12 protein-coding genes and 1 pseudogene are annotated in these 13,746 nt (G+C 70.1%); 6 read left to right on the plus strand and 7 right to left on the minus strand.

Annotated features, from left to right (window positions below):
• Positions 1 to 24: 24 nt before the first annotated feature.
• The 4 genes and pseudogenes from OG247_RS00980 to OG247_RS00995 all read right to left on the minus strand — a co-directional run bounded on the left by OG247_RS00980 (position 25) and on the right by OG247_RS00995 (position 4,884).
• Positions 25 to 2,673, minus strand: a complete 2,649-nt coding sequence (locus tag OG247_RS00980) for an RICIN domain-containing protein (protein WP_327250341.1) — start codon at positions 2,671 to 2,673, stop codon at positions 25 to 27.
• Between the two features lie 43 nt (positions 2,674 to 2,716).
• On the minus strand, positions 2,717 to 3,295 hold the full coding sequence (locus OG247_RS00985; RefSeq protein WP_327250342.1) for an FkbM family methyltransferase: 579 nt from the start codon (positions 3,293 to 3,295) through the stop codon (positions 2,717 to 2,719).
• 364 nt (positions 3,296 to 3,659) lie between these two features.
• Positions 3,660 to 3,827, minus strand: a pseudogene (locus OG247_RS00990) (pirin family protein); the annotation flags it as partial.
• A gap of 295 nt (positions 3,828 to 4,122) precedes the next feature.
• Positions 4,123 to 4,884, minus strand: coding sequence for a DeoR/GlpR family DNA-binding transcription regulator (locus OG247_RS00995; RefSeq protein WP_327250343.1), 762 nt, complete (start codon positions 4,882 to 4,884; stop codon positions 4,123 to 4,125).
• A 90-nt stretch (positions 4,885 to 4,974) separates the two neighbouring features.
• Between OG247_RS00995 and OG247_RS01000 the strand changes: the two genes are divergently transcribed.
• The 4 genes from OG247_RS01000 (at position 4,975) to OG247_RS01010 (ending at position 8,327) form a co-directional block, all read left to right on the plus strand.
• Positions 4,975 to 6,189, plus strand: a complete 1,215-nt coding sequence (locus OG247_RS01000) for an MFS transporter (protein ID WP_327250344.1) — start codon at positions 4,975 to 4,977, stop codon at positions 6,187 to 6,189.
• A gap of 152 nt (positions 6,190 to 6,341) precedes the next feature.
• Positions 6,342 to 6,965 (plus strand): HAD family hydrolase, encoded by a 624-nt coding sequence (locus OG247_RS01005; protein ID WP_327250345.1) that lies wholly within the window; start codon positions 6,342 to 6,344, stop codon positions 6,963 to 6,965.
• 119 nt (positions 6,966 to 7,084) lie between these two features.
• The gene (locus OG247_RS44695; RefSeq protein ID WP_442813192.1) at positions 7,085 to 7,669 is read left to right on the plus strand and encodes a LysR family transcriptional regulator substrate-binding protein; all 585 of its coding nucleotides are present in this window, start codon (positions 7,085 to 7,087) and stop codon (positions 7,667 to 7,669) included.
• A 103-nt stretch (positions 7,670 to 7,772) separates the two neighbouring features.
• Positions 7,773 to 8,327 (plus strand): YceI family protein, encoded by a 555-nt coding sequence (locus tag OG247_RS01010; RefSeq protein ID WP_327250346.1) that lies wholly within the window; start codon positions 7,773 to 7,775, stop codon positions 8,325 to 8,327.
• Positions 8,328 to 8,386: 59 nt separating this feature from the next.
• Here OG247_RS01010 and OG247_RS01015 read toward each other — a convergent pair whose 3' ends face one another.
• Positions 8,387 to 8,548 carry a hypothetical protein gene (locus tag OG247_RS01015; RefSeq protein WP_327250347.1) on the minus strand — a complete coding sequence of 54 codons (162 nt, stop codon included), beginning with the start codon at positions 8,546 to 8,548 and terminating at the stop codon, positions 8,387 to 8,389.
• Positions 8,549 to 8,934: 386 nt separating this feature from the next.
• On the opposite strand from OG247_RS01015, the gene OG247_RS01020 reads away from it, so the two are divergent.
• Both OG247_RS01020 and OG247_RS01025 read left to right on the plus strand, forming a co-directional pair.
• Positions 8,935 to 9,570, plus strand: coding sequence for a hypothetical protein (locus OG247_RS01020; protein ID WP_327250348.1), 636 nt, complete (start codon positions 8,935 to 8,937; stop codon positions 9,568 to 9,570).
• Positions 9,563 to 11,854 carry an ATP-binding protein gene (locus OG247_RS01025; RefSeq protein WP_327250349.1) on the plus strand — a complete coding sequence of 764 codons (2,292 nt, stop codon included), beginning with the start codon at positions 9,563 to 9,565 and terminating at the stop codon, positions 11,852 to 11,854. The genes OG247_RS01020 and OG247_RS01025 overlap by 8 nt, the downstream gene beginning before the upstream one ends.
• Positions 11,855 to 11,962: 108 nt before the next feature.
• Here OG247_RS01025 and paaK read toward each other — a convergent pair whose 3' ends face one another.
• Together paaK and paaI are read right to left on the minus strand one after the other, a co-directional pair.
• Complete coding sequence (paaK, locus tag OG247_RS01030; protein ID WP_442813193.1) at positions 11,963 to 13,309, minus strand: phenylacetate--CoA ligase PaaK; 1,347 nt, start codon at positions 13,307 to 13,309, stop codon at positions 11,963 to 11,965.
• Complete coding sequence (paaI, locus tag OG247_RS01035; RefSeq protein ID WP_327250350.1) at positions 13,306 to 13,737, minus strand: hydroxyphenylacetyl-CoA thioesterase PaaI; 432 nt, start codon at positions 13,735 to 13,737, stop codon at positions 13,306 to 13,308. The genes paaK and paaI overlap by 4 nt, the downstream gene beginning before the upstream one ends.
• Positions 13,738 to 13,746 lie beyond the last annotated feature (9 nt).

Consider the following 13,746-nt stretch of genomic DNA (forward strand, 5'->3'; position numbering starts at 1 on the left):
CCGCCCGCCCACGGGCCCGGAGCATCAGGACAGGTCGCCGTACACCACGCCACGGCCGTAGGCGCCCAGGTAGACCCGCCCGTACACGTCGGGGTCGCCGCTGATGACGTTGACGGCGATCCCGCCGAACTGGTGCTGGTCGTCGTTGATCCGGACCCAGACCGAGCCGCCGTCGGTTGAACGGAACAGCCCGGTGACGCCCTTCACCTTCCCGCTGAGGTACAGCGCCTGGTACCGGGCGCCCGGGGCCGGCTTGCCGAAGCCGACGGCGCTCGCCTGCTGCACGCCGCCGGGCTTGCCGAAGCTCGTACCCCCGTTGGTGGAGTGCAGGAGTCCGTTGCCCCCGCCGGCGATCCACAGATCACCGGCTATGCCCGGAACCGTCTTGAGCTGCCCGCCGCCCAGACCGGTGGCCCGGGCGGTGAAACGCTTCCCGCCGTCGGTGCTCGCGTACAAGGTGCCGCCGCTGAGGGCGTAGAAGGTGTTCGCCGCCGACCGGTCGGCCACGACGGCCGTGTCCTTGGGGAGACCGGAGGCCGCCGCCCAGGCCGAGCCACGGTTGGTCGAGTAGAACGGAACCTGGCCGTCGGGGGTCCACACCACTGTGCCGCCGTCCGCCGAAACTGCCGCGGAACCGCCGCCCGCGTCGCGCACCGGCGCCGTGGCGAACGGCGCCCAGTCGGCTCCGCCGTCGGTCGAATAGGCGCCGTGCTGCTCGCCACCGAGACCGACTCGCACCATGAACTGCGGCTTCGACTGGGCGAAGTCGATACCCGTGGTGTTGGTGAACAACGGTTCGGAGAGCGCCTTGGCGGGCACCTTGGTGAGGTCCTCGTGCCGGAACCCGCTGACATCGCCGAGGGCGCTGATCAGGGGAAGACCGGGAGGCTTGATCAGTCCGAGCGTCGCGGTCTCCTCCAGGCCCTTGGCCGGGATGGTCCAGTGCGTCGCCCGCCCACTGTCCGCCGCGGTCACGTCGTTGCTGCCCCACATCCCCGATCCGGTGCCGTACAGCACGTGCCCGGAATCGAAGGGGTCGATGGCCAGGGCGCCCATCCAGTGACCGATGCCGGTGCCCACGTACGGCGCTGCGGAGCTGTCCCGGACCGAGGTCGCGCCGAGCGCCTTCCAGGAGGCGCCGCCGTCGGCCGACCGGTAGATCTCGTCCGAGGGCCACCAGCGGTCCAGCGTGGTCACCATCACCGTGGACGGGCGCTGCGGATCGACCGCCAGGCCGGCGAACCCGTAACCGCCACTGGACGGCGAGACGTTCTTCCAGCCCCCGGTGGACGGCGTGTGCTTCCACACCGAACCGGCCGTCACGCCGTTCGGGCCCGGCGCGTTGGTGTACGTCAGGTACAGCGAGCCGTCGCCGGACAGCACACCGTGCTGCGGCAGCTGCCCCTTCGGCTGGCCGGGCACGGCCTGCCAGGTGCTTCCACCGTCGGTGGAGCGGTACAGCGAGGTGGTCTTGTCGGCCACCCCGACGTAGATCGTCCGGCTGCCGGACGGACCGAAGGTCACGAACGAGAGGCCGACGCCGCTGCTCGCACCGTCCTTCACGGGGAAGCTGCCGACCTGGCTCCACGTCACGCCGTAGTCGGTGCTGCGCCAGAGCCCGTTCTTTCGGGTACCCAGGTAGAGCGTGCCGTGGTCGGACGGGTCCACCACCAGCCGCTCGCCCATGGACCGGCCGTCCTCGTTGCCGCCCAGTTTGAACGGCAGGTCGGTGCGCTGGAACGTCCTGCCCTGGTCGGTGGAGCGCAGGATCGCGCCGTTGCCCGCCCAGTCGTTGGTGTAGGTGCCGCTCGCGAGGTACAGGCGGTTCGGGTCGACCGGGTCGGTCGCCAGGCTCTCCATCCCCAGCAGGTTCCAGTCGGCTCCGCCGATCCAGTCGGTCAAGGAGGTCCAGCGGGCGGCGGTAGCGTCCCAGCGGTAGGCGCCGCCGATGTCGGTCCGTGCGTACAGCAGGTCCTTGCGGGCGGGGTTGAAGACCAGCCCGGTGACGAACCCGCCACCGACGATCTGCGCGTTGTGCCAGGTGTACCTGCCCGAGCCGCCCGCCTTCACCAGCTTCCACCGCTGGTTGGTGCCGCCCTGGTCCGCGTACTGGATGAGCGGCACGCCGTCGCCGCTGGAGCCGCCCCACACGTCCAGCACCATGCCGCTGCTCCGCGAGACGATCTTCACCGATGCACCGCCGGCCTTCTCGATCTTCCACTGCTGCGCGGCGTCGCCGTGGCCGGACTGCTGCTCGATGGCGGCCGCCGGCTGTACGGAGGCACCCCGTACACCGAGGACCTTCTTGCTGCTGCGGTTCTCCAGCTCGTAGTAGCCGTCCCCCGTCGGCCTCAGCCGCCATTGCTGACTCGCGGCACCGGCCACGCGGCTCTGCTGCCGTGTCCAGGCGCCGTCGGACGTGTCGGCGCCGGGCACGTCCAGCACCTTGTCGCTGCGCACGGACACCACCTCGTAATAGGCGTCGGAATCCAACGTCGCGGCCTCCGAGTCGGCCTGCACGAACAGCAGGTAGGGGCCGAGCACACCGGGCACGCCCAGCGCCAGGCCCATCGTCGTCCAGCGCCGGCGGTGGCGTCCACGCGTACGTCGCCCGCCACCGGCCGCGCGCGTGCGCCGACCGCGACCGTGCGCGGTGGGATCCGTCTCGTTCATGGGGGGCTCCTCGCTCCGAGCCTGCCTCGCACACCGGTTCTGGTCAGCGGTGCGCAGCAGCATGCGGCGGTGTGATCAGACGATCCGTGGGTGTGATCGTCTTCGGGTCGCCCGTCAGTCGCCGCAGCTCCGCAAAAGGTTGCCGCCCGCCGAACGACGGCAGGCCAGGTCGATCTTCCGCAGGGCTGGCAGCAGTGGCGTTCGGCCGTACCGCGGAGGTATTGCCGAGGTTGGCGGCGTCCTGGAGGTAGAGAGTTGAGGTGCGGGCGGTGTCGGCGGCCGCGACGTTGACGGTGCGGACGTTGCGGCAGGCGTTACGGTGTGCGGCCTCGGTGACGCTGGTGTGGAAGGCGGGGGATGCCTCGATGGCGACGACCCGGCCGTACGCTCCGACCTGGCGGGAAGCCAGGAGCGTGTAGTGGCCGGTGTGGGCGCCGACGTCGATGAACACATCGCCGGGGGCGAGCCGGTCGCGGATCCGGGCGGTGAGGTCGGCTGCCACACGCCGTGGAGGTAGAGCGCTGCGCGGGTGGTGGGCCAGCTCCCCGTCGAGGTACCGGATCAGGGCCGGCCACGCCACGTCCTGGCCGCAAGTAGCGACGGCGGCTTCAACACCGCGCATTGTTGACTGCCCACAACGTACCGCCCGCCTGCGCGACAGACCGCAAGCCGGCCGCAGCCTCGCGCGAGAGCCACCCAGCGCCGTCCGTGACAGCCGGAGAGTCCAAGACGTGGCGCCTCGCCGTGGCGTCGCCCTGCTGGACGACACCCCGAGCTTCCGATTCAGAAATCTAACTACTCGTCAGTAAGGTCAGCAAAGGGTCAGCACTCGTCCGGCCAGACCTGACCACACCCTGCTCCACGTGGGACGCGACGCCAAGATCAAGAACCCTGTCCGGAGGCCGTGGCGGCGTTCACCAGGCCACGGGGACCGGAACGAAATGACAGTCCCCGTCCGATCCACTCCCGGACAGCGTCAGCGCAGGTCAACACACTCTTCCCGTAGGCTTCAGGCGAGTTGGGGGCAGCTCCGGCGCCGGAATCGGAGGGCCGTCGTAGCCCTTCACCTCGCCGTAGCGGGTGCCGTTCATCCACTCTTCGCGGAAGCCCGCGATATCCTCCTGGGACCGTCCGATCCAGTTCCAGGACATCACACGAGATATCCGTCTTCGTGCAGGTCAGGAACGCATTAGACCCTCCAGCGTCAGCAATAGGTCAGCATTGACGCCGGACGGATCCGCGACGCCTACCGCCTCGGCATCTACGCCGAGAACCCCGTCCTGGGCGTCAAACCCCCTCAGTACGACCCGGAACGCGCGGTCACCCCTTCCCCCACCCAACTCCGCGACATCCGCACCTCCGGCGACGACCGCTTCCTCCTGATCGCCGACCTCATGAGCGGCTGCGGCATGCGCAACGGCGAGGCGGTGCGTCCGCGCAGCGGACGGTTCAGGCGGTTCTGACGATGATGCCGGCGTCTTCGAGTGCGGTCACCTCGGCGGCGCGTGCGGTGGTGTCGGTGACGAGGGTGTGCAGGAGCGTTGGAGGTCCGACGTGGGCGAAGGCGGTGCGGCCGAGCTTGCCGCCGTCCGCGGCGACGATGGTGCGGCGGGCTACGGCGATGCTCGCCTTCTTCACCGCGGCGTCGTCGAGGTCGTAGGCGGTCAGGCCGTCGGTCGCACTCAGTCCGCAGCAGCCGATGACGGCGGTGTCGAAGCGCAGGGCTGCCAGGGAGGCGAGGGTGAGGGGCCCGGTGAGGGCCCCCTCGGCGGCGCGGGGCTGACCGCCGGGAAGCACCAGCGTGGCCGGGCCGGGGGGCTCGCTGAGCAGATGGATGGCCTGCAGGGACAAGGCCATCACGGTGACGGGGCGCTCGCGCAGGAGCCGGGCGACCTCCAGGCAGGTGGTGCCGCTGTCCAGTACGACGCTCTCGCCGTCGGCGATGAGCGCGGAGACCTCGGCCGCGATCCGGCGCTTGGCGTCGACGGCCTCGTGGGCGCGCAGCGCGAAGGGCGGCTCCTCGCCCCTGAGCAGCAGGGTGCGCGCCCCGCCGCGGACGCGTTCGAGGACGCCCTGTGCGGCCAGGGTGTCCAGGTCGCGCCGGATGGTCATTTCCGAGGCCCCGGTCAGCTCCGCGAGTTCTTGGACGGTGGCGCCGCCGGAGGCGCTGACGGTCTTCGCGATCAGCCCGTGCCGGTCTGTGTTGCTCATGCGGCGATTGAACACCACCGAGAACTGAACATGCAAGATGTTCGAGAACGGCATTTACGAACATGATAAATGTTCGTTATGGTGGATGTCATGGAACGTTCACTTCGAGCCGCCCGGGTGGCGACCTACGTCCACTTCGTCCTGTGCGGCACTCTGATGGGTGCCTGGGTGGTGCACATCCCCGCCATCGAGGAGCGCGTGGGCATCAGCCACGCGACGCTGGGCGGCCTGCTGGTGCTGCTCGGACTCGGTGCCTTCACCGGGATGCAAGTGGCCGGCCGTCTGACCGACCGCCTCGGCGCACGCGTCGTGATCCCCGTCGGCGGCGTCCTGTGCGGTGCGGCCCTGGTCCTGCCCGGCCTGGCCCGGGATCCGTGGACGCTGGCGGGCGCCCTGCTGGTCTTCGGCTTCTGCAACGGCTGCCTGGACGTAAGCATGAACGCCCACGCCGTGCACGTGGAGAAGGCCTACGGCCGGCCCGTCATGTCGGGCTTCCACGCCACGTTCTCGGTCGGTGGCGTCCTGGCCGCGCTCGTCGGAGCCGGCGCCGCGAGCTCAGGCCTGAACCCGGCCGCGAGCATGGCCGCCCTGGGAGTCGTGGGCATCGTGATCACCCTGGCTTCGGCACGCGCCCTGCTGCCGACTGCACCCGCTGGTGCCGGCAACGGCACCGCCGAGGAGACCGGGCCCTCGCCGGACGGCACGCGCCGAAGCGCCGCGGGGCGCGTCCGGCTCCTGGCCGTCCTGGCGCTGATGGTCATGCTGTGCGAGGGCGCCGCCAACGACTGGAGCGCCCTGCACCTGAAGGACGTCCTCGGCGCGTCCACCAGTACGGCCGCCTTCGCGTACGGCACCTTCGCGGCGGCCATGACCGCAGGCCGGCTGCTCGCCGACCGCCTCGTCTCCCGGTTCGGCTCCATGGCGATCCTTCGCCACGGCGCCGCCACGGCCGCCGCCGGCATCACGCTCGTGGCCCTCGGCCCGTGGATGTGGACCACGTTCGCCGGCTGGGCGCTGTTCGGCCTGGGCCTGTCGGGCTGCGTCCCGCAACTGTTCAGCGCGGCCGGGCACGCCGACCCCGCCGCCGCCGGCGCCAACGTCTCTCGCGTCGCCGGGCTCGGCTATGTCGGCATGCTCGCAGGCCCCGCCGTCATCGGCTGGCTGTCCCACCTCGTCGCCCTCAACCACACCTTCATCCTGCTGACCCTGCTGTGCGTGACCACCGCCGTGGCCGCCGGGGTCCTGCGCACCGGATCCGACCGCACGCCCGATCCGCTCGCATCCCCTTCAGGAGCTCCGCGATGACTACGCCACCCCTCACTCCGCTGCTGCGGCGCATCCAGACCACCGCCCGCGCCCTGATACGCGTCACCTCAACCCGTGCCGCACAGGGCCCGTCTCCCCAGCCACCAGTGCAGGGGGAGAAGAACCCGCAACAGGTAGAAGGAACCCTCCCCATGTCCACCGACCGACCCATCGTGCTGTTCGACCTCTTCGGCGTCATCGCACGCCACCAGCGCCCCGGCGCCATGGACGAGATGGCCGCCCTGAGCGGCGGTGCGCCCACCGATGCCTTCGACGCCGCCTACTGGGCCTGTCGCCAGCCCTACGACGCCGGGCTGTTCTCCCCGCGCCAGTACTGGACGGCCGTCCTGCACCAGCTGGCACTCCCTGCCCACCCCGACATCATCGAGGAGCTGCGGCTCGCCGACATCGACAGCTGGTCACGCGTCGACGACCGCATGGTCGCCTACGTACAGTCCCTGCGGAACGTCGCGGAAGTCGCCCTGTTGTCCAACATCCCCGCCGATCACGCGGACGCCTTCCTGGCCTCCCAGCCCTGGCTGCACCACCTCGACCACGTCGCCTTCTCCGGGAAGATCCATGCGGCCAAGCCGGACCCGGCGGCGTTCCGCCACTGCATCGCCGCCCTCCACGCCGACCCCACCGACTTCCTCTTCGTCGACGACCGCGCCGAGAACGTGCGCGCCGCGCGGTCCCTCGGCATGAACGGACACGTCTTCACCGGAAGCGACGAACTGGCGGCAACCCTCGACGCCTGGCTGCCGAGCCACGGATGAGGTCTGATCGGCGCGTTGGGAAAAAATCTTGGTCTGCCTGGGAACCGATGCCCCAATACCTGTAGAACGCCACAGCTCAACGAATTCTGTCGGTTGACCCCGCACTTCCGCGCCGCGGGATGCTGCCCCCGGTACTGCGCGCATGGCACGGCACTCACCCCGAGGTCCGCATCCGTCTGCTGGAGTTCCGCCACTCCCAGGAGCTGCGGGCGGCCATGACCGAGAACCGCGCCGACCTCGCCGTCGGGCCCGGGCCGCAGAACCGGGAAGGATCCGCACGGGAACCGGGTAAGGAGGAGTTCCTGGTTGTCCTTCCCGCCGGAGACCCGGCCCTCGGCGACCACTTGGACCGCATCCGCCTCGCCGACCTCGCCCACCGGTACTGGTCCCAGTACGCCCCCGGCAACGGCCTCGCCGAAATCCTGGACGCCGCCTGCGCTGCCGCCGGATTCCACCCCCGCGTCACCGTAGGCACCGAGCAGGCACCCTACTGGCCTCTGGCGGACTGGGCTCGCCGTGGTTCCCGCCAATCTGCTGCCGCCCGGACCCGCCGACCGCCGCCTCCACCCGGACCCGCCGGTCCGCCGCAATCCTCTACGCCTACACCCGTCCCTCCCGGACCTCCTCAGGCACCCTGGCCGCCCACGCCCACGTATGGCCCTGTCCGGACGATCTCCGCGAGCCCTCTCTGGCCGATCGGGTGATGTGCGGGCGCGCTCGAACGCCCGTCACGCCGGTCACCTCGGGGATGGCTAGCGTGGACGAGCGCCTCCCCTTCCCGTCCCCGAGCCACCGCGGAGCAGGTCCATGACCACCACCCCCCTCACCTCACTGACCGGGAACTACGCCCTCGACCCGGCCCACACCCAGATCGGGTTCGTGGCCCGTCACGCCATGGTCACCAAGGTCCGCGGCGCGTTCAACGAGTTCGAAGGCACCGGACACTTCGACGGCGAGGACCCCACCGAGTCCACCGTGTCCGTCACCATCAAGGCCGCCAGCATCGACACCCGTAACGAGCAGCGCGACGGCCACCTGCGCACCAACGACTTCCTCGACGCGCCGAACTTCCCCGACATCACCTTCGTCTCCACCGGGGTGCAGCAGCTCGACAGCAGCAACTTCCGACTGACCGGCGACCTCACCATCAAGGACGTCACCCGGCCACTCAGCATCGACTTCGAATTCCAGGGCAGCGCCACGGACCCCTACGGCAACCTGCGCGTCGGATTCGAAGGCTCGGCGCCGATCAGCCGCAAGGACTACGGCATCACCTGGAACGCCGCACTGGAAGGCGGAGGCGTCCTCGTCGGCGACAAGGTGGTGCTGGAGTTCGAGGTCTCCGCGATCCGCCAGCCCTGACCTTGGGCCTGCGCAGGACCGGCGCCGCGCTCATGTGTCGCCGCCCCGGCCCCTTCCGCCTACCTCCGGAGCCGCGCGCCTTCCAGCCCGCCGTGGCCGTGGGTGGCGACGGTGTGCGTCAGCCGCTTCCCGCTCGCCTCGACCCAGTCTCCGACCTGCTCCGCCGGCCCGCGGATCAGCGGCAGGACTACGAGTGGGACTCGCAGCGCAGTCGAACGCATTCGACAAGCTGAAGTCGATCTCCTCGACTCGCACCGTCTGGGGCTCTTCGACGAGGCGGGTGATGGATTGAGTGCCACCCTGGCAGTCGTCCAGGGAGAGGGAACGTCCCACCTGGACGACGGTGTCGCTGGCCCGGCCGGAGCGGATGCCGGCCATGGCGTCCAGGGCCCTGCTCCATGTCTGGCGGGTGGGCGGCGCGCTCCATGACCGCGGAACTATCAACTACGCGGTCAGCCCTGCAGGTTGTGATGGCTGTCAGCCGAACCCGTGCGTACCCTGTGCAACGGGACCCGATGCCACCATGGATCGTGGCCGCTGCCATCACCACTGTGCATCGGACGTGCGTCGCGGCCCATATCCCGAGGGTGATACGAGGCTGTCGGCCATGCCCGTGGCCTCGGCGAAGGGCGAGGGCGGGCCAGTGAAAGTGACCATCGTCGGTGACGGCATCGCCGTGTGGACCTGTGCCTCGGGCATGCGCGCCACCGGCTTCGAGCCACGGGTGTACGAAGCGCCGCGGAAGGTCGAGGCCGTCGGCGTCGGGATCAGCCCGCTAGCGCACGCTGTCCGGGAACTCTCCGAACTCGGCCTGGACGGCGGGCTGGACTCCCTCGCGCCGCCCCCGCACGGGCTGAGCCAGCACGACCGGACGGGCGAAATGGTCCAGGAGAAGCCGCCGGGACGCGCAGCCGAATGCCAATGGCCGCAGCGCTCCGTGTGCCGCGGCCCTCTGCAGATGCTGCTGGTGGCGGCGGTACGCAAGCGGCTGGGGCCCGACTCGGTCCGTCAGGGGCTGCTCTCCCGGCCGGCCGCCAACGCGATCGTACTGGCCACCTGGAACCGGCGACCGGCCGAGTTCACCGCGCGAGCCGAGGAGCACGGCGGCCCCGCCCGCCGGGCGGGCCCAGAGGACCACGGCCCGCTACAAGAAGCTGAGCCGGGCCACGATGGCCAGGTCAACACCGACCTGGGCCGGGCCGTCCCTGCCATCGCCGCTGATCGGGAGCGACTCCATGAGTGAGACAGACCGAGCCGGCTTCGGTGAGGTACTGCGTGGTCACCGCCGCGCGGCGCGAATGACGTTGGAGCAGTTGGCCGAGGTTTCGGGGGTCAGCGCGCGGACCCTGTCGGACATGGAGCGCGGACGGAGCAAGGGGCCTCAGGCCCGGACCGTGACCGCCCTGGCGGACGCACTGAAGCTGGACGACGGCGCTCGCGCGAGGCTGATCGGGCTGGCACGCGACGGGCGCCTGCGGGACCACTGGACGCGGCGCAGCAGTCTGTGTGAACTTCCCGGTTCGGTTGGTGACTTCACCGGGCGCGGCGAGGAACTCCTCTGGTTGGGCGAGCTGGTGTGTGCCGAGAGTTCGCCGGGTGTCGGTGTGGTGGGGCTCATCACCGGCTCCGCCGGTCTGGGGAAGACCACGTTCGCCGTCCGTGCCGCGCATTCCGTGCGACCGAGTTTCCCCGACGGGGTTCTGTTCCTCGACTTGTTCGGCATGTCGCAGCAACCCCTGACCCCCGATGACGCGCTACGGCTGCTGCTGCGCGCCCTCGGTGTCGCCGACCAGGACGTCCCGGGCGATCCCCGCGAACGCGCCTCCTTGTACCGGTCGCTGCTGAGGGACAAGCGTGTCCTGGTCGTCCTCGACAACGCCGCCGCGGAGGAGCAGGTGCGCCCGCTGCTGCCGGGAGGGGGCGCGAGCAGAGCGCTGATCACCACACGGCGGCTGCTGGCGGGTCTGGAGGGGGTCCGCAGACTCGCCCTGGGTCCCCTGCCGTTGCCGGAGTCCACGGAACTGCTGACCGGGATTCTGGGCGAGCGTTCCGCACGGGACGAGGAATCGACGCTCGCCGGGCTCGCCGAGTTGTGCGGAGGGCTGCCCCTGGCGCTGCGGATCATCGGCAACCGACTGCTCAGCCGCCCCGACTGGGACGCTGCTCAACTCGCCGCCCGGCTGGCGGACGAGGAGCGCCGGCTGCATCAGTTCAAGGCGGGCGACCTCAAGATCGCCAATGCGTTCGGCATGTCGTACGAGCAGCTCGCGGACTCCACGCGGCGGGTGTTCCGCAACCTTGCCGTGGTACCCGGCCGGGATCTGGATGCCGCTCTCACGGCCGTGGCCGGAGGGGTACCGATCGCGGACGCGTGGGATGCCCTCGATGAGCTTGTCGACCTGGGCCTGCTGCAGGACAGCGCCGAGGGACGATACCGGTTCCACGATCTCGTCCGTCTGTTCGCGCGCGACCGGCTCCAGGAGGAGGAGACCTCTACCGGGCGCGAGGCGCTGGAGAAGAGGGTGACGTCGTGGCTGCTGCGGATGGCGACGATGTCCGGGCGGTGGTTCGAGCCCGGCTACGGCCGCCCCGACCGACCCGACCCCGATCTCACGGCGCTGTCCTGCGAGGAGGAGGCAGACGGGTGGCTGCGGGTGAACGTGGACAACTGGATGGGTGCGATGCGGGGCGCGGCAGGCAACGGTCTGCACTCTCTCGTCCTCGACTGTGCGGAGTCGATGCACTGGTTTTCCGACCGTTGGGCACACAGCCCGCACTGGCGGGAGGTCTTCGCGCTCGGAGCAGAAGTCGCAGGCGCTCTCCGCGACCCCGGGCAGCAAGCGACCCAGCTGAACTATCTGGCCTGGGTCCACTCGGTGCCGCCCGCTGATCCGGAGGCGGTCCTGCGGTACGCGGCCGAGGCGCTGGAGCTGGCCACCCGGGCCGATGTCACTGCGCAGATCGCCTGGGCGCACGAGTACACCGCTGAGGCGCTCCTCCTGCTGGGCCGACACGACGGGGCCATCGAGTCGTCCTCCCGGGCAGCGGAGATGTTCCGGGCCATCGGCGACGTCGACTCCTATATCCAGAGCAACGCCGCCATCACCAAGTGTCTTTTTGACGAAGGGCGCTACGCCGAGGCTTTGGAGCGCTACCTCGGGCTGCTCGCGGTGCTGGACGATCCCGAGTCAGGGATGACACCGAGCGTCGCCGTACACAGTCGGCCGCTGGCGCTGCTCCGCATCGGCTCCTGCCTCGGACATCTCGGCCGTCGTGCGGAGGCGATCACCGCGCTCCGCGCGGGAATCGACCTCGTGGACGAGCTCCGGGCGTCCGACTACCGGCAGGCGGACGCCCTGGAAACGCTGGCTTCCCTACTGGCCGAAGAAGGCCTGACCGACGAAAGCCGCAGTGCCTACCTGCGGGCGGCGCAGGTCTTCGAAACCATCGGTGACACCACGGCGAGCAGCCGGTGCCAGGCCCTGTCGCGCCCTGATCCCCCGTGTGCCCCAGCGGGCACGCCGTGAACCCGTACATCTGCCGCACTGCATACCCGGAACAGCCGTCGAGCAGCCTTCGTCGCTTCGGCTCGGGGGGCGGACGGGCTCATGCGATCAGGGTGGCAGGACCGGTGGTCACTGCTCGCGGGAGTCGATGAGGCGGCGCAGTTTGCCGACCGAGCGTTCGAGGGTCTCGGGGTCGACGATGTCGACGGTGACCGTGACCCCGACGCCGTCCTTGACTCCCTTGGCGAGGATTCCCGCCGCTGCGGCGCGTGCGTCCGCCGTCGCGTCCGGCCGTGCCTCGACGCGGACGGTCAGGCTGTCCATACGGCCGCGCCGGGTCAGCTCCAGCTGGAAGTGCGGGGACAGGGCGGGGATGCGCAGGACGATTTCCTCGATCTGGGTGGGGAAGACATTGACTCCGCGCAGGATGATCATGTCGTCGCAGCGGCCGGTGACCTTCTCCATCCGCCGGAAGGCGGGCCTGGCCGTTCCGGGCAGCAGGCAGGTGAGGTCGCGGGTGCGGTAGCGGATGATGGGCATGGCTTCCTTGGTCAGGGAAGTGAAGGCCAGTTCTCCGCTTTCGCCGTCGGGCAGGACCTCGTCCGAGAGTGGGTCGAGCACCTCGGGGTAGAAGTGGTCCTCCCAGACGTGCAGTCCGTCCTTGGTCTCGACGCACTCGCCGGCGACGCCGGGGCCGATGACTTCGGACAGGCCGTAGATGTCCACGGCGTGGATGCCGAGGCGTTCCTCGATCTCGGAGCGCATCTGCTCGGTCCAGGGTTCCGCACCGAAGATGCCGATCTCCAGTGAGGTGGTGCGGGGGTCCACTCCTTGGCGTTCGAACTCGTCGAGGAGCGCGAGCATGTAGGAGGGGGTGACCATGATGATCCTGGGCTTGAAGTCCTGGATGATCTGGACCTGTCGGGCCGTCATGCCGCCGGAGGCCGGAATGACCGTGCAGCCGGCGCGTTCGGCTCCGTAGTGGGCGCCGAGTCCGCCGGTGAACAGGCCGTACCCGAAGGCGTTGTGCAGGATGTCGCCGGGCCGGCCGCCCGCGGCGCGGATGCAGCGGGCCACGACATCGGCCCACATCGAGAGGTCCTGCTCGGTGTAACCGACCACGGTGGGGCGCCCGGTGGTGCCGCTGGAGGCGTGGATGCGGCGGACATCGGCCGTCGGTACGGCGAACATGCCGAACGGGTAGCCGTCGCGCAGGTCGGCCTTGGTGGTGAACGGGAATCGGGCCAGGTCCGCGAGGGTGCGGCAGTCCTCCGGCTTGACACCGGCCTGGTCGAACTTGCGGTGGTAGAGCTCGACGTTCTGGTACGCGTGCTTCAGGGTGCGCTGCAGGCGCGCGAGCTGTACGGTCCTCAGCTCTTCGGGAGCCATCCGTTCTGCGGCGTCCAGCAGGCCCGGAGGGGGCGTCTCACCGAGTCGGCGGACCAGGCCGTCCGGAACTGTCGTGCTGGTGCTCATGGCTTCTCCTTGGCAGGCCTGAGGGTGCGGCTTCGGCCGCGGAACTCCGCGATCACCTCGTCGCCGCGCTGGATGGTGACGTCGTAGACGCCACTGCGCCCGTAGCGGGTGCGTTCGTGCGCGGTCGCCACCAGTAGGTCACCCTGGCGGGCCGGGGCGACGAAGGTGATGTCCGCGCCCGCGGCCACGGTCACGGGGCCGTGGCTGTTGCACGCACCCGCGAACGCGGTGTCCGCCAAGAGGAACAGGTAGCCGCCGTGGGCCATGCCGTGCCCGTTGACCATCTGCGCGGTCACGGCCATGTACGCGACAGCGGTCCCGTCACCTGCCATCCGGAGGTCGATGCCCAGGTGCCGGGACGCTTCGTCGGCGGCGAACATCGCATGAGCGGGGCCTTGTTGAACAGGTGCGGGTGTTGCTCTTTCCATGTGCTCTTC

Source organism: Streptomyces sp. NBC_01244 (assembly GCF_035987325.1).
Lineage (GTDB): Bacteria > Actinomycetota > Actinomycetes > Streptomycetales > Streptomycetaceae > Streptomyces.

Bases quoted from the DNA above. Each gene is read 5' to 3' on its own strand.
- OG247_RS00985 (WP_327250342.1), bottom strand. From the start codon at position 3,295: ATGCGCGGTGTTGAAGCCGCCGTCGCTACTTGCGGCCAGGACGTGGCG.
- paaI (WP_327250350.1), bottom strand. From the start codon at position 13,737: ATGGAAAGAGCAACACCCGCACCTGTTCAACAAGGCCCCGCTCATGCG.
- OG247_RS01000 (WP_327250344.1), top strand. From the start codon at position 4,975: ATGGAACGTTCACTTCGAGCCGCCCGGGTGGCGACCTACGTCCACTTC.
- OG247_RS00995 (WP_327250343.1), bottom strand. From the start codon at position 4,884: ATGAGCAACACAGACCGGCACGGGCTGATCGCGAAGACCGTCAGCGCC.
- OG247_RS01010 (WP_327250346.1), top strand. From the start codon at position 7,773: ATGACCACCACCCCCCTCACCTCACTGACCGGGAACTACGCCCTCGAC.
- OG247_RS00980 (WP_327250341.1), bottom strand. From the start codon at position 2,673: ATGAACGAGACGGATCCCACCGCGCACGGTCGCGGTCGGCGCACGCGC.
- OG247_RS44695 (WP_442813192.1), top strand. From the start codon at position 7,085: ATGCTGCCCCCGGTACTGCGCGCATGGCACGGCACTCACCCCGAGGTC.
- OG247_RS01005 (WP_327250345.1), top strand. From the start codon at position 6,342: ATGTCCACCGACCGACCCATCGTGCTGTTCGACCTCTTCGGCGTCATC.
- OG247_RS01015 (WP_327250347.1), bottom strand. From the start codon at position 8,548: ATGCGTTCGACTGCGCTGCGAGTCCCACTCGTAGTCCTGCCGCTGATC.
- OG247_RS01020 (WP_327250348.1), top strand. From the start codon at position 8,935: ATGCCCGTGGCCTCGGCGAAGGGCGAGGGCGGGCCAGTGAAAGTGACC.
- OG247_RS01025 (WP_327250349.1), top strand. From the start codon at position 9,563: ATGAGTGAGACAGACCGAGCCGGCTTCGGTGAGGTACTGCGTGGTCAC.
- paaK (WP_442813193.1), bottom strand. From the start codon at position 13,309: ATGAGCACCAGCACGACAGTTCCGGACGGCCTGGTCCGCCGACTCGGT.